Here is a 24,776-nt window from a genome sequence, read left to right as displayed (position 1 = left end):
CGCTACACCTGCTCCTTCTCGCGGGCGCACCAGCGCCCTCCGGCGGCATCGGCGCGCATCTCGGCCAACAAAGCCTGCAGGTAACGCGACTGGCACTCCAGCCCCTCCAACCTGCGGCGGCACTCGGCCTCAAGGCTCAGGTGATGCACCTGGGCCGCGCGCTCCAGCATCCGGTAGAGCTGCCCGTCCACTTCGATGATCAAGCGATGCATACCGCCACCTCCTGCATCGACACGTTTCGCTTTACCAGTTAACCAAACCCGTACCGCCGAGGGGTGCATGCCGACGGGCGGCGCTGCCAAACAACCCGGCACGATCGGGCGCGACGGTCTAGATTGAGGTCATAGGCATTGGTGCAGAAGGAGACGTTGCATGCCTTACCAATCGAATGAACTGCTGTTCAACCACTTCCGCGACAACAACATCGACCTGAGCAACATCGACGCACAACTGCAACTGGTAGCACCCGACAGCCCCAACTTGCCGCTGTACCGCGACATGATGCTGACCATCCTGCGCATGGCCCATGACGACAGCGACCGCTGGAGCGCCAAGATCACCTTGCAAGCCCTGCGCGAACTGGACCAGTCGTTCCGCACCCTGCAGCGCTACAAGGGTCGGCGCAAGGTGACCGTGTTCGGTTCGGCACGTACCCCGCTGGAACACCCGATGTATGCCTTGGCCCGCGAACTGGGCGCCACCCTGGCACGCTCCGATCTGATGGTCATTACTGGAGCGGGTGGCGGCATTATGGCGGCCGCCCACGAAGGCGCCGGCAGCGAGCACAGCCTGGGGTTCAACATCACCCTGCCCTTCGAACAACATGCCAACCCCACGGTAGGCGGTACCGACAAGCTGTTGCCGTTCCACTTTTTCTTCATCCGCAAGCTGTTTTTTGTCAAAGAGGCTGATGCCCTGGTGCTGTGCCCAGGCGGTTTCGGCACCCTGGACGAAGCGTTGGAGGTTCTGACCCTGATCCAGACCGGCAAAAGCCCATTGGTGCCGGTGGTACTGCTGGACTCGCCTGGTGGCAGCTTCTGGCGAGACTGCCTGGACTTCATCAGCCGCCAGCTGGAAGAAAACCGCTACATCCTGCCGAGCGATCTGAAGCTGGTGCGCCTGGTGCACAGTGCCGACGAGGCGGTGAAGGAAATCAACCAGTTCTACAGCAACTACCACTCCAGCCGCTGGCTGAAGAGCCAGTTCGTAATCCGCATGCACCACCCGCTCAGCGAAGCAGCGCTGTATGACATCCAGGAAGATTTTGCCGACTTGCGCCTGAGTGGTAAGTATCACCAGCAGCCAGACAGTGGCGCCGAGCATGAGGTGGGTAATTTCAGCCACCTGACCCGTCTGTCGTTCGCCTTCAATGGCCGGGATCAGGGCCGGCTGCGCGAGCTGGTGGATTTCATCAACCTGCCGGAAAACTGGGCCAAGCCGCAGCCGATGCATACCACGCAACGGGCCAGGGAGGCATTGAAAGTGAGTTGATAACGCGTCGTTTGGGGCTGCTGCGCAGCCCCAATAGCGCTAACTGACCGATCAATAATCGTCGAGATCACGCCCACTGAGCAGGCGACCGATCAAATCCATGGGGAAGCCCCGGTAAGCGAGAAACCGGGTCTGCTGGGCACGGCTGCGCGGGTCTTGCGGGCGCTGCCCGGCGAACTTGCGCTGCCACACATCACGCATACGCTCTGCCCAATCCACCTCGCTCTCGCGTAGCGCCTGCTCGATATCAGCACGCGCCAAACCACGCTGCCCAAGCTCTTCGCGAATACGCGCAGGGCCATAGCCAGAGCCGGAACGGTAGCGGATAAAACTTTCAAGGTAGCGGGCTTCACTCAGCAGCCCTTCTTCGGCAAGCCGATCGAGCTCAGGCTCGATCAGCTCATCCGAAGCGCCGCGCTGACGCAGCTTGCGCGTCAGCTCGACGCGACCGTGCTCACGTCGCGCGAGCAGGTCCATGGCTGTCCGCCGAATGGCGACGGGGGTGTCGAGTACGGCGGACATGTTCAGCTATCTACCGCGCAATCAATAACCGGCTTCAGCGTCGGCCATGTCGTCGGCATCTGCTTCGGCAGCCGCAGCTTTACCAGCCGCAGCGACAGCGCCAGAAGTCAGCAACTTGTCGCGAATCTGCTTCTCGATCTCGGCACCAATCGCCGGGTTCTCAGCCAGGTACTTGGCGGCGTTGGCTTTACCTTGGCCGATCTTGTTGCCCTGGTAGGCATACCAGGCACCGGACTTCTCGACCAGACCTTGGGAAACACCCAGGTCGATGATTTCGCCGTTGCGGTAGATACCCTTGCCGTAGAGGATCTGGAACTCGGCCTGACGGAACGGTGGCGAAACCTTGTTCTTGACGATCTTGACGCGGGTTTCGCTGCCGACCACCTCGTCGCCTTCCTTGACCGCACCCGTACGACGGATGTCCAGGCGCACCGAGGCGTAGAACTTCAGGGCGTTACCACCGGTGGTGGTTTCCGGGCTGCCGAACATTACGCCGATCTTCATACGGATCTGGTTGATGAAGATGACCAGGCAGTTGGCGTTCTTGATGTTACCGGTGATTTTGCGCAGCGCCTGGGACATCAGGCGAGCCTGCAGGCCTACGTGCATGTCACCCATTTCACCTTCGATTTCGGCCTTCGGCACCAGGGCGGCCACGGAGTCGACGATGATCACGTCAACAGCGTTGGAACGCACCAGCATGTCGGTGATTTCCAGGGCCTGTTCGCCGGTGTCCGGCTGCGAAACCAGCAGGTCGTCGACGTTGACGCCCAGCTTGCCCGCGTATTCAGGGTCGAGGGCGTGCTCGGCGTCGACGAAGGCGCAGGTGGCGCCGTTTTTCTGGGCTTCGGCAATGACCGACAGGGTCAGCGTGGTTTTACCCGACGATTCCGGGCCGTAGATCTCGACGATACGGCCTTTTGGCAGGCCGCCAATGCCCAGTGCGATGTCCAGGCCCAGCGAGCCGGTGGAGATGGCCGGGATCGCCTGGCGCTCGTGGTCGCCCATGCGCATGACTGCACCTTTACCGAACTGGCGTTCGATCTGACCCAGGGCCGCAGCCAAGGCGCGCTTCTTGTTGTCGTCCATTGAAATCCTCACGTGTTCGACGTGGCCCTGACGGCCGGAATACCTGTATAAGTAGCCAGTATTATTCCACAGGCCGGCGCTCACGCAAACCCCTGTCGTCGATTTACTCGGCACCAAGCTGTAACAAGCCGTCTAACGCGGCGATCACCGTCTGTCGGCGCACCGCCTCGCGGTCACCGTCGAACTGCCGGCGCTCGCTGAAGACCCGACTGCCATCGCCCCAGGCCAGCCACACGGTACCCACCGGCTTGGCGGGCGAGCCACCGTCCGGCCCGGCCACTCCGCTTACCGCCACGGCAAAGCGCGCGCCACTGGCGGCCTGGGCGCCTTTGACCATGGCTTCGACCACTTCCTGGCTAACCGCGCCCACCTGGCCGAACAGCACCTCTGGCACCCCCAGCTGGCGGGTTTTCTGGGCATTGGAATAGGTGACATAACCGGCCTCGAACCAGGCCGAGCTACCGGGTACACGGGTGATGGCTTCGGCAATGCCGCCGCCGGTGCAGGATTCAGCAGTGGTCACCTGCGCGCTGAAGCGGCGCAGATGCTCACCCAGACGCGTGGCAAGCGTGGTGATCGGGTCCATGTCAGGGCTCCTTGAAGGCGGGCCTCTACCCTATCACCCTGCGGTAGGCCCTGGCTCAGGAAACCTCCAGGCTGCCCCGGGCTATTTCGCTGAACGCACGTTCGTCACGCCGTCCAAGGCGCGGCAGCCCTTCCGGCCATTCCCGGCTCCAGTCCAAGCCGCCCAGCTTGCGCATGTCTTCGATTGCCGAACGCCACCAGATCACCTTGCACGCACGCTGGTAGTCGTCGCCGCTCATCACACTGCCGTACAGCAGCTTGCGGCCGATACCACGCAGCTCCCGCGGCACACGCTTGAGGCTCCACTTCACCGAAAGCCGCGCCCACCACGAAGGGACGGGGCGATGTGCCGGCACCTTGAGGGCCAAGCCAGGCATACGCGGATGGAAACCTTCGCCGTGCCTGGCAAAGAAAATTTCCAGGACGGCATGCACGTACTGCTTCATCGCGAAGTAATGGCTGATCACGCCACGTGCTTCATTCACCTGCGCCCCGTGCAACTCGAAGGAAAAGGCAATCTGTTCGATGGTGTGCAGGTCGCCGGTATAGGGTAGCCAGGCATCGATGCGCGGGATGGCGCGCTCGGCAATGCCGACGTTGCAGCGGGTGAAGCCCATTACGCCACTGTTGCAGAGCCGCAAATCGTCGGCCGGCGCATGTCCAGCCTCGGCGAGCCCGGCACTGAAGCGAAGGTAGTCGTTGCTGCGCGAAGCCTCGGCCCAGCTCGTTTCCACTTCGTCGACCAGGAACTGCCCGGCATCGACTTGGCTGAACAACTTCAGCGGTGACTGCAGGAACACCGTATCGGTATCGATGAACACGGTCTTGTCCGCCCACTGCCCGGCCTGGGCAATGGCGCAGGCCTTGCGCCGGTGGGTGTAGCCGCCGTCGCCGGTCCAGGCCTGCAGGGTCTGCTCGTTCAGGGCAATCACTTCCACCGGCCAGCCGACAAAGGCCTTCGGCTGGTCGGTAAGCACACGGATCACCGGCAGCTCTGCCGGCTTGCAGCGCGCAATGGCGGTGAGGATGCTGAGTTTGGCCTCCAGCTGATAGATACGGCGCTCGCCGTACAGGAGGTAGATCAGCTGTTGCTTAACATGAGGGACAGGGCTGGACACATTCATCGTGCAGGTCACGGCTAGGGGCGTTCGTCGAGGGCCGCGCATTCTAGAGGGTAACGCGGCGCAGCTCCACCATTGCCCGCCAGGCGTGTGCGTATGCCCCGAAGCCTGCGCCTGCATCACAACAAAAAAGCCTGTACCATTGCGGGTTTACCATCGCCAACCAGATCACCCGCTGTAAGGCCCTGAATGTCAGATCTTTCCGCACACACCCCGATGATGCAGCAGTACTGGAAGCTGAAGAACCAGCACCCGGACCAGCTGATGTTCTACCGCATGGGCGACTTCTACGAGATCTTCTACGAAGATGCCAAGAAGGCCGCGAAACTGCTGGACATCACCCTGACCGCGCGCGGTCAGTCGGCTGGCCAGTCCATCCCTATGTGCGGCATTCCGTTCCACTCGCTGGAGGGCTACCTGGCTAAGCTGGTCAAGCTCGGCGAATCGGTGGTGATTTGCGAACAGATCGGCGACCCGGCCACCAGCAAGGGCCCGGTGGAGCGCCAGGTGGTGCGCATCATTACCCCCGGCACGGTCAGCGACGAAGCCCTGCTCGACGAGCGCCGCGACAACCTGATTGCCGCGCTGCTCGGCGACGAACGCCTGTTCGGCCTGGCTGTACTGGACATCACCAGCGGCAACTTCAGCGTGCAGGAGATCAAAGGCTGGGAAAACCTGCTGGCCGAACTCGAGCGCCTGAACCCGGTCGAGCTGTTGATCCCCGACGACTGGCCCCGCGACCTGCCGGCCGAGAAGCGCCCAGGCGCCCGCCGCCGCGCCCCGTGGGACTTCGACCGCGACTCGGCGCGCAAGGCGCTGTGCCAGCAGTTCGCAACCAAGGACCTCAAAGGCTTTGGCTGCGACAAGCTGACCCTGGCCATTGGCGCCGCCGGTTGCCTGCTGACCTACGCCAAGGAAACCCAGCGCACGGCCCTGCCGCACCTGCGTAGCTTGCGCCACGAGCGCCTGGACGACACGGTCATCCTCGATGGCGCCAGCCGGCGCAACCTGGAGCTGGACATCAACCTGGCGGGTGGGCGTGACAACACCCTGCAATCGGTGGTCGATCGTTGCCAGACCGCCATGGCCAGCCGTCTGCTGAGCCGATGGCTGAACCGCCCGTTGCGCGACCTCAAAGTACTGCAAGCACGTCAGGACTCGATCCGCTGCCTGCTCGACGGCTACCGCTTCGAGAAGCTGCAGCCACAGCTGAAGGAAATTGGCGATATCGAGCGCATCCTCGCCCGTATCGGCCTGCGCAATGCCCGCCCTCGTGACCTGGCGCGCCTGCGCGATGCCTTGGGCGCATTGCCCGAGCTGCAGAACGCCATGACCGAGCTTGAGGCGCCGCATCTGGCGCGCCTGGCAGCGATTACCGGCACCTACCCGGAGCTGGCCAGCCTGCTGGAGCGTGCAATCATCGATAACCCGCCGGCGGTGATCCGCGACGGCGGCGTGCTCAAGGCCGGCTATGACAGCGAGCTGGACGAGCTGCTGGCCATCAGCGAAAACGCCGGCCAGTTCCTGATTGACCTGGAAGCCCGGGAGAAGGCCCGCACCGGCCTGGCCAACCTCAAGGTCGGCTACAACCGCGTGCACGGCTACTTCATCGAGCTGCCAACCAAGCAGGCCGAGCAGGCACCGGGCGACTACATCCGCCGCCAGACGCTCAAGGGTGCCGAGCGCTTCATCACCCCTGAGCTGAAAGCGTTCGAGGACAAGGCACTGTCAGCCAAAAGCCGTGCCCTGGCTCGCGAGAAAATGCTCTACGACGCCTTGCTGGAAACCCTGATCAGCCACCTGGCGCCGCTGCAGGACAGCGCCGCCGCCTTGGCCGAACTGGATGTACTCAGCAACCTGGCCGAACGTGCGCTTAACCTCGACCTGAACTGCCCGCGCTTCGTCGACGAGCCGTGCCTGCGCATCGAGCAGGGCCGCCACCCGGTGGTGGAACAGGTGCTGACCACGCCATTCGTTGCCAACGACCTGGGCCTGGACAACAGCACGCGCATGCTGATCATCACCGGCCCGAACATGGGCGGTAAGTCCACCTACATGCGCCAGACGGCCCTGATCGTGCTGCTGGCGCACATCGGCAGCTTCGTACCGGCAGCCAGCTGCGAGCTGTCACTGGTCGACCGCATCTTCACCCGCATCGGCTCCAGCGACGACCTGGCTGGCGGGCGCTCGACCTTCATGGTCGAGATGAGCGAAACCGCCAACATTCTGCACAACGCCACCGACCGCAGCCTGGTGCTGATGGATGAAGTAGGCCGTGGCACCAGTACCTTCGACGGCCTGTCGCTGGCCTGGGCCGCCGCCGAGCGCCTGGCGCAATTGCGTGCCTACACCTTGTTCGCCACCCACTACTTCGAGCTCACCGTGCTGCCGGAGAGCGAGCCGCTGGTGGCCAACGTGCACCTCAATGCCACCGAGCACAACGAACGCATCGTGTTCCTGCACCACGTTCTGCCTGGCCCTGCCAGCCAAAGCTACGGCCTGGCCGTGGCGCAACTGGCCGGCGTGCCGACGGCGGTCATCCAGCGCGCCCGCGAACACCTGGGGCGCCTGGAAACCACCAGCCTGCCGCATGAGCCGTCCCCGGCGCAAAAAGCCAAGGACACGCCACAGGTGCCGCACCAGAGCGACCTGTTCGCCAGCCTGCCGCACCCGGCCATCGAGAAGCTGGGCAAGCTGCAACTGGACGACATGACCCCGCGTCAAGCTATCGAAATGCTATATCAACTAAAGAACCTGTTATAACGGCAGCCACTACAAGCTGGTAGAATCCGCCGCGGTTTGCTGGTGCTGCAGGTTATTAGCCTGGCCTGCAGCCACATACCTGTAAACCGCGCGGCCCTGAGAGGAAGGGCCGCCGCCGTCGCCTGAGGAGAGAACTAGAAATGACCTTCGTCGTCACCGACAACTGCATCAAATGCAAATACACCGACTGCGTGGAAGTCTGTCCGGTGGACTGCTTCTACGAAGGCCCGAACTTCCTGGTCATCCACCCGGACGAGTGCATCGACTGCGCCCTGTGCGAACCGGAGTGCCCAGCACAAGCCATCTTCTCGGAAGACGAAATCCCAGCCGGGATGGAGAACTTCATCGAGCTGAACGCCGAACTGGCGGAAGTCTGGCCGAACATCACCGAACGTAAGGACGCCCTGCCGGACGCTGAAGAGTGGGACGGCAAGACTGGCAAGATTGCAGACCTGGAGCGCTGATAGCGCCCGGACACGAAAAAGGCCCCTCGGGGCCTTTTTTTGTTTTTCTGCGAGCAAAAAAAAGGGGCGGTTTGACCCGCCCACATTTTTTCCGTAGTCCCTGCTTGTCCCAAACATCATCCTGATGAAATCGCGTCTTGCGATGTCCTTGGCCTCCTCCCTGGAAGCCTGTGCATGTCCGTGTGCACAGTTCGAATACTAGCGGGTTGAGCCGGGCCGGCAAGCGCGAAACCTCACAAGGTATTACACGGGACACATTTCCACACAGGCGAATAACACTTGATTTTCAATGAGTTGGAAAAATACCGGGGCTAAAAACGACAATGATTTACTGAGATTTGCATAGATGGCCTACAAAACAAGTAAGAAAAGGCTTACATGCAATGTTACTGGGGTGGCGCAGTACATATTCGACATCTGCTGTGGCTGGCAGATTTTGGGGCTGCTTTGCAGCCCATCGCGACACACAAAAAAGCCCCGAGGTCATCGGGGCGTTTTGCATTACAGGCTTTCGCTACTGGAACAACGACTCGCTGGACAGGCCGTTCTTCTCCAGGATCTCACGCAGGCGCTTGAGCCCTTCCACCTGGATCTGCCGCACCCGTTCCCGGGTCAGGCCGATCTCCAGCCCAACATCCTCCAGGGTGCTGCTTTCATGCCCGCGCAGGCCAAAGCGGCGCACCACCACTTCCCGCTGCTTGTCGGTCAACTCCCCCAGCCACTGGTCGATGCTCTGCGACAGGTCGTCATCCTGAAGCAGCTCGCACGGGTCTGTGGGGCGGTCGTCGGTCAGGGTGTCGAGCAGGGTCTTGTCCGAATCCGGGCCAAGCGACACATCCACCGAAGACACCCGTTCATTCAGGCCGAGCATGCGCTTGACCTCGGCGACGGGCTTCTCCAGCAAGGTGGCGATTTCTTCCGGGGAGGGTTCGTGGTCCAGCTTTTGGGTCAGCTCTCGGGCCGCACGCAGGTAGACGTTCAGCTCTTTGACCACGTGGATCGGCAAGCGAATGGTGCGGGTCTGGTTCATGATCGCCCGCTCGATGGTCTGGCGAATCCACCAGGTCGCATAGGTCGAGAAACGGAAACCACGCTCCGGGTCGAACTTCTCGACCGCACGGATCAGCCCCAGGTTGCCCTCCTCGATCAGGTCGAGCAGCGACAGGCCACGGTTCACGTAACGACGGGCAATTTTAACAACCAGGCGCAGGTTGCTTTCGATCATGCGCTTGCGGCCAGCAGGGTCACCCTTTTGCGACAAACGCGCAAAATGCACTTCCTCTTCCGGCGAAAGCAGCGGCGAGAAGCCGATTTCGTTCAGATACAGCTGGGTGGCATCGAGCGCCCGGCTGTAATCGATGTACTTGTGTTGCTTGAGCGAAGAGCCCGACTTGGCCCTCGTCCGAACCGAAGATACAGCAGGTTCGTCTGACACCACATCCGTTTCCAAAACGATACCCGTCTCCATCAGGAGGACGTCATCGTCGATGTCAAACTCCGGCACTTCTTTACTGAGAGCCATTGTTATAGTCCTTTGCTGAGTTCGAACTCAGACTCGAGCGGCACCTTTATCCCTGGCAGCGCTTGAGCCTGTCCCCTCTACATCACAGGAACAGGCCGGGTACAACGATCAACGGCGTGGCAGGAACTGGAGTGGATCGACGGGTTTGCCCTGGCGGCGAATCTCGAAATGCAGCTTCACCCGATCTGTGCCCGTAGACCCCATTTCAGCAATCGACTGCCCTGCCTTGACCTGCTGCCCCTCCCGAACCAACAGCCTGCGGTTATGACCGTAGGCACTGACGTAGGTATCACTGTGCTTGATGATGATCAGCTCGCCGTAGCCCCTTAAACCACTCCCGGCGTAAACCACCGCACCATCAGACGCAGCAAAAACAGGCTGTCCCAAATCACCGGCGATATCAATGCCTTTATTCAAACTACCGTTTGAAGCAAATTTTCCAATCAGCACGCCGTTGGCAGGCCAGGTCCAGCCGCCTACGGCGCGCTCTGCCGCAGGCACGGTGGTGGCAACCGGTGTAGGGGTGGAGGTTGTCGGCGTTGCCGGTTTGCTGGTGTTGGCAGGCGTCACGGCAGTCGTGCTCACAGGCCTGCGGGTGACCGTGGTGCGGCTCGATGAAGAGGGGCTGGACACCACCGTGGTACTGCTGCTGGAACCGCTGCTGAAACGAATCGCTTGCCCTGGGCGAATGGTATAAGGCGCCGCGATGCCGTTGCGTGCGGCCAGCTCCTTGTAGTCCCAGCCATAGCGGAAGGCAATGGAGAACAGCGTGTCACCCGGCTTGACGATGTACTGCCCGGACGTCACCGCCGGGCGCTTGGGCACGGTGTTATTGCGGTCGACCACCCGCGCACTGCTGTTGCTGCTGGTGCTCGAGCAACCCACCAGTAGCGTGCCCATGGCCAGTGCAATCACCAGAAGCTTGAAACCCGACCCGTCCTTGCGCTGCCGAATGACTGTGTGACCCACCCGCGCTCCCCTCATGGTGCCGAAAAACGATATGAAGACAAAAAATGCAATATTGTTGCAATTATAACCAAGCCGGCCAGTATTGGCAGGCGGGTGAAAAGGCTGTTGCAATACCCGGAGCGAGCTAGCGCTTTCTACCGCCAGATAGACAGGGCGAAGCGGCAAGAATTCGCCGCTGGCGCAAAAATACCGCGCGGCTCATACCCGCACGCCTCAGGCCAGCGGACCATTGAGCAGCGGAACGAAGCGCACGGCCCCCAGCACGCGCCGAGAGAATCCATGCTCCTCGCGCACGATCAGCATCAGTTGCTGCGCTTCACCGGTCGCCCCCACCGGGATCACCATGCGCCCCCCGGGGGCAAGCTGGTCAAGCAATGCCTGCGGCACTTCTGGCGCCACCGCCGTGACGATGATGCCGTTGTACGGCGCCAGCGCCGGCCAGCCTTCGCAGCCATCGCCCCAGCGGAATACCACGTTGCGCAGGTTCAGCTCCACCAGGCGCTCTTTGGCCCGGTCCTGCAGCACCTTGATACGCTCCACCGAAAACACCCGTTCCACCAACTGGGCCAGGATCGCCGTCTGGTAGCCTGAGCCGGTACCAATCTCCAGCACCTTGTCCAGCGGCCCGGCCTCGAGTAGCAGCTCGCTCATGTGGGCAACCATGAACGGTTGCGAGATGGTCTGGTTGTGGCCGATGGGCAATGCGGTGTCTTCGTAGGCGCGATGCGCCAGTGCCTCGTCGACGAACAGGTGGCGCGGGGTACGACGAATCACGTCGAGCACCTTGGTGTTCGAAACGCCCTCTTCGCACAGGCGCTGGATCAGCCGCTCCCGGGTACGCTGGGAGGTCATGCCGATGCCGCGGCGCAGCATATCGTCCTCGCGCATCAGAGCAGGCCCTCCAGCCAACCGTCGAGCTGCTCGAAGGCATCATTGAAGGTGCGGTCGAGTTGCAACGGGGTGATCGATACATAGCCCTGCATCACCGCGTGAAAGTCGGTACCCGGACCGCCGTCCTCGGCATCGCCGGCCACGGCGATCCAGTAACCTTCCTTGCCGCGCGGGTTGACCACCTTGGTCGGTGCCGCCGCCCGCGCCCGGTGACCGAGGCGGGTGAGCCGGATGCCACGAATGTGCTCCAGCGGCAGGTTGGGAATGTTTACGTTGAGCACGGTGCGGGGTGGCAGCGCCAGGCGCGACTGGGCCTCGACCAGGCGGCGGGCGATATGGGCCGCGGTCGGCAGGTTGTCCGGCTGGCGCGACAACAGCGAAAACGCCAGCGACGTGCCACCCAGGAAGCGGCCTTCCAACGCGGCGGCGACCGTGCCCGAATACAGCACGTCATCGCCCAGGTTGGCACCGAGGTTGATCCCCGACACGACCATGTCCGGCGTGTGCGGCAACAGCCCATTGAGCCCCAGGTGCACACAGTCGGTCGGCGTGCCGTTGAGGCTGATGAAACCGTTGGCCAGGGTTTGCGGGTGCAGTGGCCGGTCCAGCGTCAGCGAACTGCTGGCGCCGCTCTTGTCTTGCTCCGGGGCGATCACCGAGCACTCGGCGTAATCCGCCAGCGCAGCGTGCAGCGCGGCGATGCCGGGCGCGGTAACACCGTCGTCGTTCGAAATCAGAATACGCATGGGCTGTCCGTCTGCCCTGCCGACACCAGATCCACGACTTCACGCACCACCACGGTGGCGAAGCATCCGGCCGGCAGGACGAATTCCAGTTGCAGGATATCAGGCTCGGGATAATGCCATGTCAGGCCGCCAATAGGGAGCCGCAAAATGCGCCGTTCGTGATCCATGCCCGCCTGGGCCAACCACTGGCAAAGTGCCGGTTGATCTGCACCGACGGCGTTTTCCAGGCGGGCAGTGGCCCCGTCAGCAGGCGAAGCGCCCTCGCCCCACATCGGGCCGGTCGGGTGCAGATCGAGAATCGCCAGGCGCGGGTCGGCACATTCCGCCTCTCCCGCCGGGAAAAAGCTACGGCTGTCAGTGAATGCCAGCAGGTCGCCGACCTGCGCCCGCGCCCAGCTACCTTCGGCGACACGCGCAGCCAGCACCTGATTGAACAGGTAGCTGCGCCCGGCCGAAAGCAGCCGCGAACGCACATTGCGCTGCTCGGGCAAGGCGTTGCGCGCCGCCCAGTCGAGGGCGTCATGGACGTTGCCGCCGCCGTGACCGAAGCGCTGGGTGCCGAAATAGTTGGGTACACCGTGCTGCTTCAGCTGTTCAAGGCGCGCGTCCAGCGCCTGGTGATCCGCCGCCAGGGCCGTCAGGCGCAGGGTGAAGCCGTTGGCCGAATGCGCGCCACGCTGCAGCTTGCGCTGGTGACGCACCTGCTTGAGCACGCGCAGGCTGGCATCCTCGGCACACGACAGGTCCGGGTCGGCCTTGCCTGGCAGGTGCAGGCTGAACCACTGACGGGTCAGGGCCTGACGGTCCTTGAGCCCGGCATAGCTGATGGTGCGCACCGGCACACCGGCGGCGCGCGCCAGGCGGCGAGCGGCCTCTTCGGTGTTCAGCTCACGCTTCTCGACCCACAGCCACAAGTGCTCGCCCTGGCCGGACAGTGGAATATCCAGCACTTCGTCGACCTGGAAGTCTTCGGCCACCGCCTTAAGGACGGCGGTGCCCAGTGGTTCGCCCGATGCGCGCGGGCCCAGCAGTTCCAGTTCGGTCATGCTGGCAGCAGCAGGGCGACCGAATGCACGGCAATACCCTCCTCGCGGCCGGTGAAGCCCAGCTTTTCGGTGGTGGTGGCCTTGACGTTGACCTGGTCGAGCTCGACCTGCAGGTCCTCGGCGATCAGCTGGCGCATGGTCTCGATGTGCGGGGCCATCTTCGGCGCCTGGGCGACGATGGTGGCGTCTACATTGCCGACCTTCCAGCCCTTGGCCTTGACGATGCCGACCACATGGCGCAGCAGCACGCGGCTGTCGGCACCCTTGAACTGTGGGTCGGTGTCGGGGAAGTGCTTGCCGATATCGCCCAGCGCCGCAGCACCCAGCAAGGCATCGCTCAGGGCGTGCAGCAGCACGTCGCCGTCGGAGTGGGCCAGCAGGCCGTATTTGTGGGGGATACGCACCCCGCCCAGGGTAATGAAATCACCGTCGCAGAAACGGTGCACATCGTAGCCGTGGCCAATACGCATAAGAAAACGCCCTGAATAAGTCAGGGCGTGATTCTACCTGCTTTTGAGGCATTGGGCTGGAGGTGATCGCCTTGGGATTTTCAGCGTCTGGCAGATCGAGCGCCGCCCGCGCGGCGCATCGCGAGCTGCGCTCGCTCCTACGTTTGTTTCGAGCCAGTAACGCCTGTGACAGACGCGCGCGACCGCCTTGTTTGTACGACGCGATATCGAGCCATGCGCCAAAGCGTTCGCGCGCAATCTTCACAGGAATAATTGGCGCGAAACAGACGTAGGAGCGAGCGCAGCTCGCGATGCGCCGCGCGGGCGGCGCTCGATCTCACAGGCACCAAAAACGCTACGTCTTACACCCGCCCCAATGCCACCGCATGATGGCGCAGGTGCTCCTCGATGAAGCTGGCAATGAAGTAGTAGCTATGGTCATAGCCCGGCTGCAGGCGCAGGGTCAGTTCATGCCCCCCTTTGCGTGCCGCCTGCTCCAGCGCTTCAGGCTTGAGCTGCTTTTCGAGGAAGTCGTCACGGTCGCCCTGGTCCACCAGCAACGGCGGGCACTCGCCGGCCGGCGTTTCGGCCAACAGCACACTGGCATCCCACTCACGCCAGCGCGCACGGTCGTCACCCAGGTACCGGCTGAAGGCCTTTTCGCCCCAGGGGCAATCCATCGGGTTGCTGATCGGCGAGAACGCCGACACCGAACGGTAGCGCCCCGGGTTGCGCAAGGCGCACACCAGTGCGCCATGCCCGCCCATGGAGTGGCCACTGATACTGCGCTCGCCCGATGCCGGGAAGTGCGCCTCGATCAGCGCGGGCAACTCCTCCACCACATAGTCGTGCATGTGGTAGTGCTTGGCCCAAGGTTGCTGGGTGGCGTTGAGGTAGAAGCCCGCGCCCAGGCCGAAGTCCCAGGCGCCGTCCGGGTCGCCCGGCACCTGCTCGCCACGCGGGCTGGTGTCGGGGGCGACGATGATCAGCCCAAGCTCGGCGGCCAGGCGCTGGGCGCCGGCCTTCTGCATGAAGTTCTCGTCGGTGCAGGTGAGGCCGCTAAGCCAGTACAGCACCGGCAGCTTCTCACCCAGCTCGGCCTGCGGCGGCAAGTACACGGCAAATACCATGTCGCAGCCCAGCACCTTGGAGTGATGCCGGTAACGCTTGTGCCAACCGCCGAAGCTTTTCTGGCAGGAGATGTTATCCAGGCTCATGGCGTACCTCAGAAGTGGATCACGCTGCGGATGCTCTTGCCTTCATGCATCAGGTCGAAGGCTTTGTTGATATCCTCCAGGCCCATGGTGTGGGTGATGAAGGTATCCAGCGGGATCTCGCCCTTCTCGGACATTTCCACGTAGCTTGGCAGCTCGCTGCGGCCACGCACGCCACCGAACGCCGAACCGCGCCATACCCGGCCGGTCACCAGCTGGAACGGACGGGTGGCGATTTCCTGGCCGGCACCGGCCACGCCGATGATCACCGACTCGCCCCAGCCCTTGTGGCAGCACTCCAGCGCCGCACGCATCAGTTGCACGTTGCCGATGCACTCGAAGGAGAAGTCCACGCCACCGTCGGTGAGGTCGACGATCACTTCCTGGATCGGGCGGTCGTAGTCTTTCGGGTTGATGCAGTCGGTGGCGCCCAGCTGGCGGGCGATCTCGAACTTGGCCGGGTTGATGTCGATGGCGATGATGCGCGAGGCCTTGGCCTTGACCGCACCGATCACCGCCGACAGGCCGATGCCGCCCAGGCCGAAGATGGCCACGGTATCACCCGGCTTGACCTTGGCGGTGTTGAGCACCGCACCAATACCGGTGGTGACGCCACAGCCCAGCAGGCACACCTTTTCCAGGGGGGCTTCTTTCTGGATCTTGGCCACGGAGATTTCCGGCAGCACGGTGTACTCGGAGAAGGTCGAGGTCCCCATGTAGTGGAACAGCTGCTGGCCCTTGTACGAGAAGCGCGTGGTGCCGTCTGGCATCAGACCCTTGCCTTGGGTCGCACGGATGGCCTGGCACAGGTTGGTCTTGCCCGAGAGGCAGAACTTGCACTTGCCGCATTCCGGGGTGTAGAGCGGAATCACATGATCGCCAACGGCCACCGAGGTCACGCCCTCGCCTACCGCCTCAACGATCGCGCCACCTTCGTGGCCGAGGATCGACGGGAAGATGCCTTCCGGGTCGGCACCGGACAGGGTGTAGGCGTCGGTGTGGCAGACACCGCTGGCGACCACGCGCAGCAGCACTTCACCGGCCTTGGGCATGGCCACGTCGACTTCGACGATTTCCAGGGGTTTCTTGGCTTCGAAGGCTACGGCGGCACGGGACTTGATCATCAAAGGTCTCCAGACAGAGTGTCGATTCAGGCTTGCAGTGTAATTCAGTGCCTTTTGATGAATAATCCAGGCAAAGACAAAACATTATTGCCATACAGGGATAATCAATGAGCAGCCGCTGGGAAGGTATCGACGAATTCGTCGCCGTGGCCGAATCTGGCCAGTTCACGGCGGCGGCCGAACGCCTGGGGGTTTCTTCGTCGCACATCAGCCGCCAGATCGCCCGGCTAGAGGAGCGCCTGCAAACACGCCTGCTCTACCGCAGTACACGTCGGGTGACCTTGAGCGAGGCCGGGCAAACCTTTCTGCAGCATTGCCAACGTCTTCAGGATGGCCGCGAGGAAGCCCTGCGCGCCATGGGCGACTTAGCCAGCGAGCCAAAGGGATTGCTGCGCATGACGTGCGCGGTAGCGTACGGCGAGCGCTTCATCGTGCCGCTCGTGACACGGTTCATAGCGCTGTACCCGCAGCTGCGGGTGGAGGTGGAGTTGAGCAACCACACCCTCGACCTGCTGCACGAAGGCATGGACCTGGCCATCCGTTTGGGGCGGCTGGCCGACTCTCGATTGGTGGCCGCCCGCCTCGCCCCCCGGCGCATGTACGTGTGTGCCTCGCCGGCTTATCTGGAACGTTATGGTCGACCCCACAGCCTGTCAGAGTTGGCGCGGCACAATTGCCTGGTGGGCAGTTCGGACTTGTGGGCATTGCAGCAGGATGGGCGCGAGATAAGCCAGCGGGTGCAGGGTAACTGGCGCTGCAACAGCGGGCAGGCGGTGCTGGATGCGGCATTGCAGGGGATGGGGTTGTGCCAGTTGCCGGATTACTACGTGCTGGAGCACCTGAATACGGGGGCTCTGGTGTCGTTGCTGGAAGCGCACCAGCCGCCGAATACGGCGGTGTGGGCGTTGTATCCGCAGCAGCGGCACCTGTCGCCCAAAGTGCGGCGGCTGGTGGATTACCTGAAGGAGGGGTTGGCGGGGTTGCCGGAATATCGTTTCGGCTGAAGGGATATGCTGGCTTTACCGGCCTCTTCGCGGGCAAGCCAACACCGGTTTGAGCCTTCAGCGCCGCCCAGCCCAGCGCTGGCGCAACCATTCAAGGTCTTCCGGCCGGGTCACCTTGATGTTGTCGCTACGCCCTTCCACCAAACGCGGCGCCTGGCCGGACCATTCGATGGCAGAAGCTTCATCGGTAACTACCACATCCGACACCAGGCACTCAGCGAGCGCCCGGTGCAACGCGCCAAGGCGGAACATCTGCGGCGTATACGCTTGCCAGATGGTGCTACGGTCCACGGTAGCACTTACCCGGCCGCTGCCATCGGCACGCTTGAGGGTATCGCGCGCCGGTACCGCCAGCAGGCCACCCACCGGGTCGTCCGCCAGCTCCGACAACAGTTTGTCCAGGTCGCTGCGCGCCAAATTCGGCCGCGCAGCATCATGCACCAGCACCCAGTCGCTGTCCGAGGCGCCATGGGCATGCAGCAACAGCAAGGCATTGAGCACCGAATCGGCACGCTCGCGCCCACCCGCTGCGCGCTGGATGCGCGGGTCGCTGGCGCAACGCAGGGCCGGCCAGTACGGGTCATCTTCAGCAATGCTGACCACCACACCTTTGAGTGCCGGGTGGCCAAGAAAACCGTCGAGGCTGTGCTCGAGGATGGTCTGCCCAGCCAGCTCCAGGTATTGCTTGGGGCGGTCGGCAGCCATGCGGGCACCTACGCCCGCAGCAGGAATCACGGCCCAGAAGGCCGGTAAGGTATCGATCATTTCTGTGGCAACTGGAAGAGGGTTTCGCCCTCTTTGACCATTCCCAATTCGTGGCGAGCCCGTTCTTCAACGGTCTCCATGCCTTTTTTCAGCTCCAGCACTTCGGCATCGAGCACGCGGTTGCGCTCAAGCAAGCGCTCGTTCTCGGCATGCTGCTCGTCAATCTGCTGCTTCAGTTCGGTCACTTGCGCCAGGCTGCCATTACCCACCCACAGGCGGTACTGCAGGCCACCCAGCAGCAGGAGCAGAACGAGGAACACCCAATAGGGACTGCGCATCACGTTATCCAGGTTAAAAAGGCTGCCGCGTACTTGTTACTTCGGGGCCTCGAATAGCACGAAGCCTGGCCGAGGCCAGGCTTCGTTGACAGAAACCCGTTGGGATGAAGGAAAGATCAATACGAACGTTCCTACAACTCCGGCTGCTGTCTTTTTACCATCTCTTGCTTAGCCGCGAAACTCGGCACGACCACGGTAAACCGCTTTGGCACCCAGTTGCTCTTCGATGCGCAGCAGCTGGTTGTACTTGGAAACGCGGTCGGAACGGCACAGCGAACCAGTCTTGATCTGGCCAGCAGCGGTACCCACGGCCAGGTCGGCAATGGTCGAGTCTTCGGTTTCACCGGAGCGGTGCGAGATCACTGCGGTGTAGCCAGCAGCCTTGGCCATCTGGATGGCTTCCAGGGTTTCGGTCAGCGAGCCGATCTGGTTGAACTTGATCAGGATCGAGTTACCGATGCCCTTCTCGATGCCTTCCTTCAGGATCTTGGTGTTGGTCACGAACAGGTCGTCGCCCACCAGCTGTACCTTTTCACCAATCTTGTCGGTGAGGATCTTCCAGCCAGCCCAGTCGGACTCGTCCAGGCCATCTTCGATCGAGATGATCGGGAAGCGCTCGGTCAGGCCTTTCAGGTATTCGGCGAAACCTTCGGCGTCGAACGACTTGCCTTCGCCGGACAGGTTGTACTTGCCGTCTTCGTAGAATTCGGAAGCCGCGCAGTCCAGGGCCAGGGTCACGTCGGTGCCCAGCTTGTAGCCGGCTTTTTCGACCGCTTCGGCGATGGCGCCCAGGGCGTCTTCGTTGGAAGCCAGGTTAGGGGCGAAGCCACCTTCGTCACCCACGGCGGTGTTCAGGCCACGGGCCTTCAGCACGGCTTTGAGGTGGTGGAAAATTTCGGTGCCCATGCGCAGGCCGTCGGAGAAGGTCTTGGCGCCAACCGGCTGAACCATGAACTCCTGGATGTCGACGTTGTTGTCGGCGTGCTCGCCACCGTTGATGATGTTCATCATCGGAACCGGCATCGAGTACTGGCCCGGAGTGCCGTTCAGGTTGGCGATGTGCGCGTACAGCGGCAGGTCCTGGTCCTGGGCAGCGGCCTTGGCGGCAGCCAGGGAAACAGCCAGGATGGCGTTGGCGCCGAGCTTGGCCTTGTTCTCGGTACCGTCCAGTTCGATCATGGCGTGGTCCAGGGCCTTCTGGTCGGAAGGGTCCTTGCCCAGCAGCAGGTCACGGATCGGGCCGTTGATGTTGGCGACAGCCTTCAGCACGCCCTTGCCCAGGTAACGGCTCTTGTCGCCATCACGCAGCTCCAGCGCTTCGCGCGAGCCGGTGGAAGCACCGGACGGCGCGCAAGCGCTGCCGATGATGCCGTTGTCGAGCAGTACATCGGCTTCCACGGTGGGGTTGCCACGCGAATCGAGAACTTCACGACCTTTGATGTCGACGATTTTTGCCATTGTTGTAAGCACTCCAGAATTGACGAAAACAACTTAGCTTAAGAAATTCTTGCCGTTCACCAGGCGGATTTGCAGGGGGCAGGCCGGGTGAAGGGAGCCCCTGACCGATTGGTCAGGGGTGGATCGGGCGGTACTTTACCCGAGAAATGAGCTTTACGCGGTTTCTACCGTCGGAAAACTTTTCACCAGGTCGTCCAGTTGCTTGAGCTGGGCCAGGAATGGCTCCAGTTTGTCCAGGCGCAGGGCGCATGGGCCATCGCATTTGGCGTTGTCCGGGTCCGGGTGGGCTTCGAGGAACAGGCCGGCCAGGCCCTGGCTCATGCCCGCCTTGGCCAGGTCGGTGACCTGGGCGCGGCGGCCACCGGCGGAATCAGCGCGACCGCCCGGCGTCTGCAGGGCGTGGGTCACGTCGAAGAACACCGGGTACTCGAACTGCTTCATGATGCCGAAGCCGAGCATGTCGACCACCAGGTTGTTGTAGCCGAAGCTCGAACCGCGCTCACACAGGATGAGCTGGTCGTTACCGGCCTCAACGCACTTGGCGAGGATGTGCTTCATCTCGTGCGGCGCGAGGAATTGCGCCTTCTTGATGTTGATCACAGCGCCGGTCTTGGCCATCGCGACGACCAGGTCGGTCTGGCGCGAAAGGAAGGCTGGCAACTGGATGATGTCACACACCTTGGCCACCGGCTCGCACTGGTAGGGCTCGTGCACATCAGTGATCACCGGCACGTTGAAGGTGCGCTTGATCTCTTCGAAGATCTTCAGCCCTTCTTCCATGCCCGGGCCACGGTAAGACGTCACCGACGAACGGTTGGCCTTGTCGAAACTGGCCTTGAACACGTAGGGGATACCGAGCTTCTCGGTCACCCGCACGTACTCCTCGCAGACCTTCATTGCCAGGTCACGGGACTCCAGGACGTTCATGCCGCCGAACAGGACGAACGGCTTGTCGTTGGCGATCTCGATGTTACCGACGCGGATGATCTTCTGGGTCATTGATCAGGCCTTGTTCTTCTGAGCCAGGGCTGCCTTGACGAAACCACTGAACAGCGGGTGGCCGTCACGCGGGGTGGAGGTGAACTCCGGGTGGAACTGGCAGGCGACGAACCATGGGTGGTCCTTGGACTCGACCACTTCCACCAGCGCGCCGTCTTCGGAACGGCCAGAAACCACCAGGCCAGCGTCTACCAGTTGCGGCAGCAGGTTGTTGTTCACTTCGTAGCGGTGGCGATGACGCTCGGTGATCACGTCCTTGCCGTAGCAGTCGTGCACCTTGGAACCGGCAGCCAGCTGGCAGTCCTGTGCGCCCAGGCGCATGGTGCCGCCCAGGTCGGAAGCCTCGTTGCGGGTTTCGACGGCACCGGTGGCATCGGCCCACTCGGTGATCAGGCCGACCACAGGGTGGCCGCTGTTGCGGTCGAACTCGGTGGAGTTGGCGTCTTTCCAGCCCATGACGTTACGGGCGAATTCGATCACGGCCACCTGCATGCCCAGGCAGATACCCAGGTACGGCACCTTGTTTTCACGGGCGTATTGCACCGCAGTGATCTTGCCTTCCACGCCGCGCAGGCCGAAACCGCCCGGCACCAGAATGGCATCGGCGCCTTCGAGCAGGCTGGTGCCCTGGTTCTCGATGTCTTCCGAATCGATGTAGCGCAGGTTGACCTTGGTACGGTTGGTGATGCCGGCGTGGCTCATCGCTTCGATCAGCGACTTGTACGCGTCCAGCAGCTCCATGTACTTGCCGACCATAGCGATGGTCACTTCCTGCTCAGGGTTGAGCTTGGCATCGACCACCTTGTCCCACTCGGACAGGTCGGCGCCATTGCACTGCAGGCCGAAACGCTCGACGACGAAGTCGTCCAGGCCCTGTGCGTGCAGTACGCCCGGGATCTTGTAGATGGTGTCGACGTCTTCCAGCGAAATCACCGCACGCTCTTCAACGTTGGTGAACAGCGCGATCTTGCGACGCGACGAGGCATCGACCGGGTGGTCGGAGCGGCAGATCAGCACGTCAGGCTGCAGGCCGATGGAGCGCAGCTCCTTGACCGAGTGCTGGGTCGGCTTGGTCTTGGTTTCGCCAGCGGTGGCGATGTACGGGACCAGGGTCAGGTGCATCAGCATGGCGCGCTTGGAGCCCACTTCGACGCGCAGCTGGCGGATGGCCTCGAGGAACGGCTGCGACTCGATGTCACCCACGGTACCGCCGATTTCCACCAGGGCCACGTCGGCATCGCCGGCACCCTTGATGATGCGACGTTTGATCTCGTCGGTGATGTGCGGGATGACCTGGATGGTCGCGCCCAGGTAATCACCACGACGCTCTTTACGCAGCACGTGCTCGTAGATGCGGCCGGTGGTGAAGTTGTTGTTCTGGGTCATGGTGGTGCGGATGAACCGCTCGTAGTGGCCCAGGTCGAGGTCGGTCTCGGCGCCATCGTGGGTGACGAACACTTCACCGTGCTGGAACGGGCTCATGGTGCCCGGATCGACGTTGATGTACGGATCCAGCTTGAGCATGGTGACCTTCAGGCCCCGCGCTTCCAGGATGGCCGCCAGGGAAGCCGAGGCAATGCCTTTCCCCAATGAAGAAACAACACCGCCCGTGACGAATATGTAGCGCGTCATGAAAAACCCTAGAAGTCTGCGTTAAAGCGGCCAGCGCCGCCGGAGAAAGCGAAGGAAGGCCGAAGCCCCCGATCACCTGCGTCAATCACAGTGCATCTCGAAAAACTGCCGCGTCTGTACAGACCAGGGGTATCCCCGGCATGGAGCTCGCTCGTCATTTCCAGAATCAGCCCAGCAAAAAACTGCTTGGTAATCGGCAACTCCTGTGTTTTCGCGGAACCCACAGAAGCTGTATCAAGAAGGGAGGGTAGTCTACCCGAATGTACCCTTCAGCTCAAACCTTGCGCGTTCGTCGGTAACTGCCAGTGCAGCTGGCAATCCGCCTGCACCAACCCCGGCAGGTTGGCCACCGCCAGCAAACACTCGCCCTGATACAGCAGCGGCAGGCGTGGGCGCAGGAAATGCGGCACCTGCAACTCGTTGAGCAGGCGCTTGAGGTCGCGCCGCCCACGGCCGGGGATGTCCAGCATTTCGCCGCCCTGGCGGTAGGCGATGCGCAGGTCTGCGAGCGGCTGTGCGACCGCAAGACGCACGCTGCCGTTACCTGGCAGCAACAGCGGCACGGTGGGGTTCCCCCATACCAACTCGCCGACGGGCAGCTGTAGCCAGTCACCACTCAGCCACCAGATGCGCCCATGGCTGCGCAGCAGGTGCCCGTCGGCGAGCCGCCAGACCGGCTGCGCATCCCCGGCAGCATCACGCAGGTCCGCCCAGCCGGCCCAGTGGCGGGTGTCTGGCAAACGGGTGCGAAGGCTCAGCCAATACTGCAGGGCATTGCGCTGACGGGCGGGCGACAACGCGACCAGAGATGCCAGATCGAGCGAGTCCAACCCGGCCCAGGCCTTCGGCGCCCCCCTTTCTGCGCACGCAAGGTCACCTTGGGCGAGCTCGTCCAGCAGCCCCAAGGCTTCGCCCAGGTGCTCTGCGGCGCGGGCGAGGTTCTGGGTGGTTTGCGGCCAACGTTGCTGCAAATGCGGAAGCACCTCGCCACGCAGGAAGTTGCGGGCGAAATGTGTGTCGGCGTTTGACGGGTCTTCGATCCAGGCTAGCCCCTTCATTCGGGCATAGGCTTGCAGCTGCTGCCGAGCACAAGCCAGCAAAGGCCTGACCAGACTGCCCTGCCCTAGCGCCCGCTGCATCGGCATTGCAGCCAGGCCACGCAGACCGGCGCCGCGCAACAGACGAAACAGCAGGGTTTCGGCCTGGTCGTCACGGTGCTGGCCGGTGAACAGGATGTCGCCGGGGCTCAGGGCTTGTTTGAACGCGGCATAGCGGGCATCGCGAGAGGCCTGTTCGAGGCTGGCGCCGGGGGCGACCTGGACGTGGATGACCTGGAGTTCAATGCCGAGATTGTCGCAGATGGCTTGGCAGTGTGCGGGCCAGGCGTCGGCGGCGGTTTGCAGACCGTGATGGATGTGGATCGCACGCAGCGGGGGGGATGTGTGATGGCGAGCGTAGTCGGCCAGCAGGTGCAGGAGGACGGTGGAATCGAGGCCGCCTGAAAAGGCGATGTACCAGGCTGGGGCGTTGAGCCAAGGGGTGAGGTTGATCATCGAACCCGCACTCCATTCAAGAATGCATTCGCGGGCAAGGCCGCTCCCACAAGTTGCTCGCTCAGTGCAGAAGAGCGCTGTCCCTGTGGGAGCGGGCTTGCCCGCGAACACCGGCGAAGCCGGTGCCATTCATCTCGCTATCAGAGGCCGTAGCTCATCAGGCGCTCGTAACGACGGGCCAGCAGCGCGTCGTTGTCGAACTTGCTGAGCATGTCCAGCTGCTGCACCAGGTCGGCGCGGATGCTTTCCGACATCTTGGCCGGGTCGCGGTGGGCGCCGCCCAGCGGTTCCTGGATCACCTTGTCAACGATGTTCAGGCTCTTCAGGCGCTCGGCAGTGATGCCCATGGCCTCGGCCGCATCAGCTGCCTTGTCGGCAGTCTTCCACAGGATCGAAGCGCAACCTTCCGGCGAGATCACCGAGTAGGTGGAATATTGCAGCATGTTGAGCTGGTCACACACACCGATGGCCAATGCACCGCCAGAACCACCCTCGCCAATTACGGTCGCGATGATCGGGGTTTTCAGGCGAGCCATCACACGCAGGTTCCAGGCGATTGCCTCGCTCTGGTTGCGCTCTTCGGCGTCGATACCCGGGTAGGCACCCGGGGTGTCGATGAAGGTCAGGATCGGCATCTTGAAGCGCTCGGCCATTTCCATCAGGCGGCAAGCCTTGCGGTAGCCTTCCGGGCGCGGCATGCCGAAGTTGCGGCGCACCTTCTCACGCACTTCACGGCCCTTCTGATGGCCGATGACCATGACCGGCTTGCCGTCCAGGCGTGCGGTACCCCCCACAATGGCGGCGTCGTCGGAGAAGTGGCGGTCACCGTGCAGCTCTTCGAACTCGGTGAAGATGTGTTCCAGGTAGTCCAGGGTGTAAGGACGACGCGGATGACGGGCCAGACGGGCGATCTGCCAGCTGGTCAGGTTGCCGAAGATGCTTTCGGTCAGGGTGCTGCTCTTGTCTTGCAGACGGGCAATTTCATCGCTGATGTTCAGCGAGTTGTCGTTGCCTACCAGGCGCAGGCCTTCGATCTTGGCTTGCAGGTCGGCAATCGGCTGTTCGAAATCGAGAAAATTCGGGTTCATAGT

General features: G+C 62.6%; 24 protein-coding genes. 4 read left to right on the top strand and 20 right to left on the bottom strand.

Features of this window, described 5'->3' with window-relative positions; genetic code table 11:
- Positions 1–2: 2 nt before the first annotated feature.
- On the bottom strand, positions 3–212 hold the full coding sequence (locus tag ACF8MI_RS10045) for a hypothetical protein (protein WP_060501891.1): 210 nt from the start codon (positions 210–212) through the stop codon (positions 3–5).
- A 160-nt stretch (positions 213–372) separates the two neighbouring features.
- Between ACF8MI_RS10045 and ACF8MI_RS10040 the strand changes: the two genes are divergently transcribed.
- Positions 373–1,491 (top strand): LOG family protein, encoded by a 1,119-nt coding sequence (locus ACF8MI_RS10040; RefSeq protein ID WP_060501893.1) that lies wholly within the window; start codon positions 373–375, stop codon positions 1,489–1,491.
- 51 nt (positions 1,492–1,542) lie between these two features.
- Here ACF8MI_RS10040 and recX read toward each other — a convergent pair whose 3' ends face one another.
- From recX to ACF8MI_RS10020, 4 genes are all read right to left on the bottom strand, one after another.
- Positions 1,543–2,013, bottom strand: a complete 471-nt coding sequence (gene recX, locus ACF8MI_RS10035) for a recombination regulator RecX (protein WP_016715436.1) — start codon at positions 2,011–2,013, stop codon at positions 1,543–1,545.
- A gap of 21 nt (positions 2,014–2,034) precedes the next feature.
- On the bottom strand, positions 2,035–3,102 hold the full coding sequence (gene recA, locus ACF8MI_RS10030) for a recombinase RecA (protein ID WP_060501894.1): 1,068 nt from the start codon (positions 3,100–3,102) through the stop codon (positions 2,035–2,037).
- 103 nt (positions 3,103–3,205) lie between these two features.
- Positions 3,206–3,688: a CinA family protein gene (locus ACF8MI_RS10025; RefSeq protein WP_060501896.1), complete on the bottom strand. Its 483-nt coding sequence runs from the start codon at positions 3,686–3,688 to the stop codon at positions 3,206–3,208.
- Positions 3,689–3,743: 55 nt separating this feature from the next.
- A complete protein-coding gene (locus ACF8MI_RS10020; protein ID WP_164524966.1) occupies positions 3,744–4,811 on the bottom strand; it encodes a hypothetical protein in 1,068 nt (355 codons plus the stop codon).
- Between the two features lie 186 nt (positions 4,812–4,997).
- Between ACF8MI_RS10020 and mutS the strand changes: the two genes are divergently transcribed.
- Together mutS and fdxA are read left to right on the top strand one after the other, a co-directional pair.
- Positions 4,998–7,571 (top strand): DNA mismatch repair protein MutS, encoded by a 2,574-nt coding sequence (gene mutS, locus ACF8MI_RS10015; RefSeq protein WP_060501900.1) that lies wholly within the window; start codon positions 4,998–5,000, stop codon positions 7,569–7,571.
- Between the two features lie 140 nt (positions 7,572–7,711).
- Positions 7,712–8,035, top strand: a complete 324-nt coding sequence (gene fdxA / locus ACF8MI_RS10010) for a ferredoxin FdxA (RefSeq protein WP_012270863.1) — start codon at positions 7,712–7,714, stop codon at positions 8,033–8,035.
- A 514-nt stretch (positions 8,036–8,549) separates the two neighbouring features.
- Here the strand turns inward: fdxA and rpoS are convergent.
- From rpoS to ACF8MI_RS09970, 8 genes are all read right to left on the bottom strand, one after another.
- Positions 8,550–9,557: an RNA polymerase sigma factor RpoS gene (gene rpoS, locus ACF8MI_RS10005; protein WP_003252351.1), complete on the bottom strand. Its 1,008-nt coding sequence runs from the start codon at positions 9,555–9,557 to the stop codon at positions 8,550–8,552.
- Positions 9,558–9,665: 108 nt separating this feature from the next.
- Positions 9,666–10,526 carry a peptidoglycan DD-metalloendopeptidase family protein gene (locus ACF8MI_RS10000; protein WP_200929485.1) on the bottom strand — a complete coding sequence of 287 codons (861 nt, stop codon included), beginning with the start codon at positions 10,524–10,526 and terminating at the stop codon, positions 9,666–9,668.
- Between the two features lie 213 nt (positions 10,527–10,739).
- Positions 10,740–11,378 carry a protein-L-isoaspartate(D-aspartate) O-methyltransferase gene (locus ACF8MI_RS09995; protein WP_164525271.1) on the bottom strand — a complete coding sequence of 213 codons (639 nt, stop codon included), beginning with the start codon at positions 11,376–11,378 and terminating at the stop codon, positions 10,740–10,742.
- Positions 11,379–11,413: 35 nt separating this feature from the next.
- Positions 11,414–12,163, bottom strand: coding sequence for a 5'/3'-nucleotidase SurE (surE, locus tag ACF8MI_RS09990; RefSeq protein WP_016712911.1), 750 nt, complete (start codon positions 12,161–12,163; stop codon positions 11,414–11,416).
- On the bottom strand, positions 12,151–13,209 hold the full coding sequence (gene truD / locus ACF8MI_RS09985) for a tRNA pseudouridine(13) synthase TruD (RefSeq protein ID WP_200928745.1): 1,059 nt from the start codon (positions 13,207–13,209) through the stop codon (positions 12,151–12,153). Before truD ends, surE begins: the two co-directional genes overlap by 13 nt.
- A complete protein-coding gene (ispF, locus tag ACF8MI_RS09980) occupies positions 13,206–13,679 on the bottom strand; it encodes a 2-C-methyl-D-erythritol 2,4-cyclodiphosphate synthase (protein WP_016501146.1) in 474 nt (157 codons plus the stop codon). The genes truD and ispF overlap by 4 nt, the downstream gene beginning before the upstream one ends.
- Before the next feature lie 341 nt (positions 13,680–14,020).
- Entirely contained in the window at positions 14,021–14,875 is an 855-nt protein-coding gene (gene fghA, locus ACF8MI_RS09975) for an S-formylglutathione hydrolase (RefSeq protein ID WP_060497312.1), read from the bottom strand.
- 8 nt (positions 14,876–14,883) lie between these two features.
- The gene (locus ACF8MI_RS09970; protein ID WP_016712915.1) at positions 14,884–15,996 is read right to left on the bottom strand and encodes an S-(hydroxymethyl)glutathione dehydrogenase/class III alcohol dehydrogenase; all 1,113 of its coding nucleotides are present in this window, start codon (positions 15,994–15,996) and stop codon (positions 14,884–14,886) included.
- A gap of 107 nt (positions 15,997–16,103) precedes the next feature.
- Here ACF8MI_RS09970 and ACF8MI_RS09965 point away from each other — a divergent pair, with 107 nt between their 5' ends.
- Entirely contained in the window at positions 16,104–17,000 is an 897-nt protein-coding gene (locus tag ACF8MI_RS09965) for a LysR substrate-binding domain-containing protein (protein WP_156867812.1), read from the top strand.
- Positions 17,001–17,057: 57 nt separating this feature from the next.
- On the opposite strand, the gene ispD is transcribed toward ACF8MI_RS09965, so the two are convergent.
- The 7 genes from ispD to ACF8MI_RS09930 form a co-directional block, all read right to left on the bottom strand.
- Positions 17,058–17,765, bottom strand: coding sequence for a 2-C-methyl-D-erythritol 4-phosphate cytidylyltransferase (gene ispD, locus ACF8MI_RS09960; protein ID WP_060497314.1), 708 nt, complete (start codon positions 17,763–17,765; stop codon positions 17,058–17,060).
- On the bottom strand, positions 17,762–18,043 hold the full coding sequence (gene ftsB / locus ACF8MI_RS09955; protein WP_016712918.1) for a cell division protein FtsB: 282 nt from the start codon (positions 18,041–18,043) through the stop codon (positions 17,762–17,764). The genes ispD and ftsB overlap by 4 nt, the downstream gene beginning before the upstream one ends.
- Before the next feature lie 168 nt (positions 18,044–18,211).
- Complete coding sequence (gene eno, locus ACF8MI_RS09950; protein ID WP_060497315.1) at positions 18,212–19,501, bottom strand: phosphopyruvate hydratase; 1,290 nt, start codon at positions 19,499–19,501, stop codon at positions 18,212–18,214.
- 153 nt (positions 19,502–19,654) lie between these two features.
- Positions 19,655–20,500 carry a 3-deoxy-8-phosphooctulonate synthase gene (gene kdsA, locus ACF8MI_RS09945; protein ID WP_060497316.1) on the bottom strand — a complete coding sequence of 282 codons (846 nt, stop codon included), beginning with the start codon at positions 20,498–20,500 and terminating at the stop codon, positions 19,655–19,657.
- 3 nt (positions 20,501–20,503) lie between these two features.
- Positions 20,504–22,132, bottom strand: coding sequence for a CTP synthase (locus tag ACF8MI_RS09940; protein ID WP_060497317.1), 1,629 nt, complete (start codon positions 22,130–22,132; stop codon positions 20,504–20,506).
- 269 nt (positions 22,133–22,401) lie between these two features.
- Positions 22,402–23,685 carry a tRNA lysidine(34) synthetase TilS gene (gene tilS, locus ACF8MI_RS09935; protein ID WP_200928746.1) on the bottom strand — a complete coding sequence of 428 codons (1,284 nt, stop codon included), beginning with the start codon at positions 23,683–23,685 and terminating at the stop codon, positions 22,402–22,404.
- Between the two features lie 140 nt (positions 23,686–23,825).
- The gene (locus ACF8MI_RS09930) at positions 23,826–24,773 is read right to left on the bottom strand and encodes an acetyl-CoA carboxylase carboxyltransferase subunit alpha (RefSeq protein WP_028698702.1); all 948 of its coding nucleotides are present in this window, start codon (positions 24,771–24,773) and stop codon (positions 23,826–23,828) included.
- Positions 24,774–24,776: the final 3 nt, after the last annotated feature.

It is taken from the genome of Pseudomonas sp. yb_9 (assembly GCF_043103635.1).
Lineage (GTDB): Bacteria > Pseudomonadota > Gammaproteobacteria > Pseudomonadales > Pseudomonadaceae > Aquipseudomonas > Aquipseudomonas monteilii.
The sequence above is the reverse complement of the archived record's forward strand: the minus strand, read 5'-3'. Positions and strand labels throughout refer to the sequence as shown.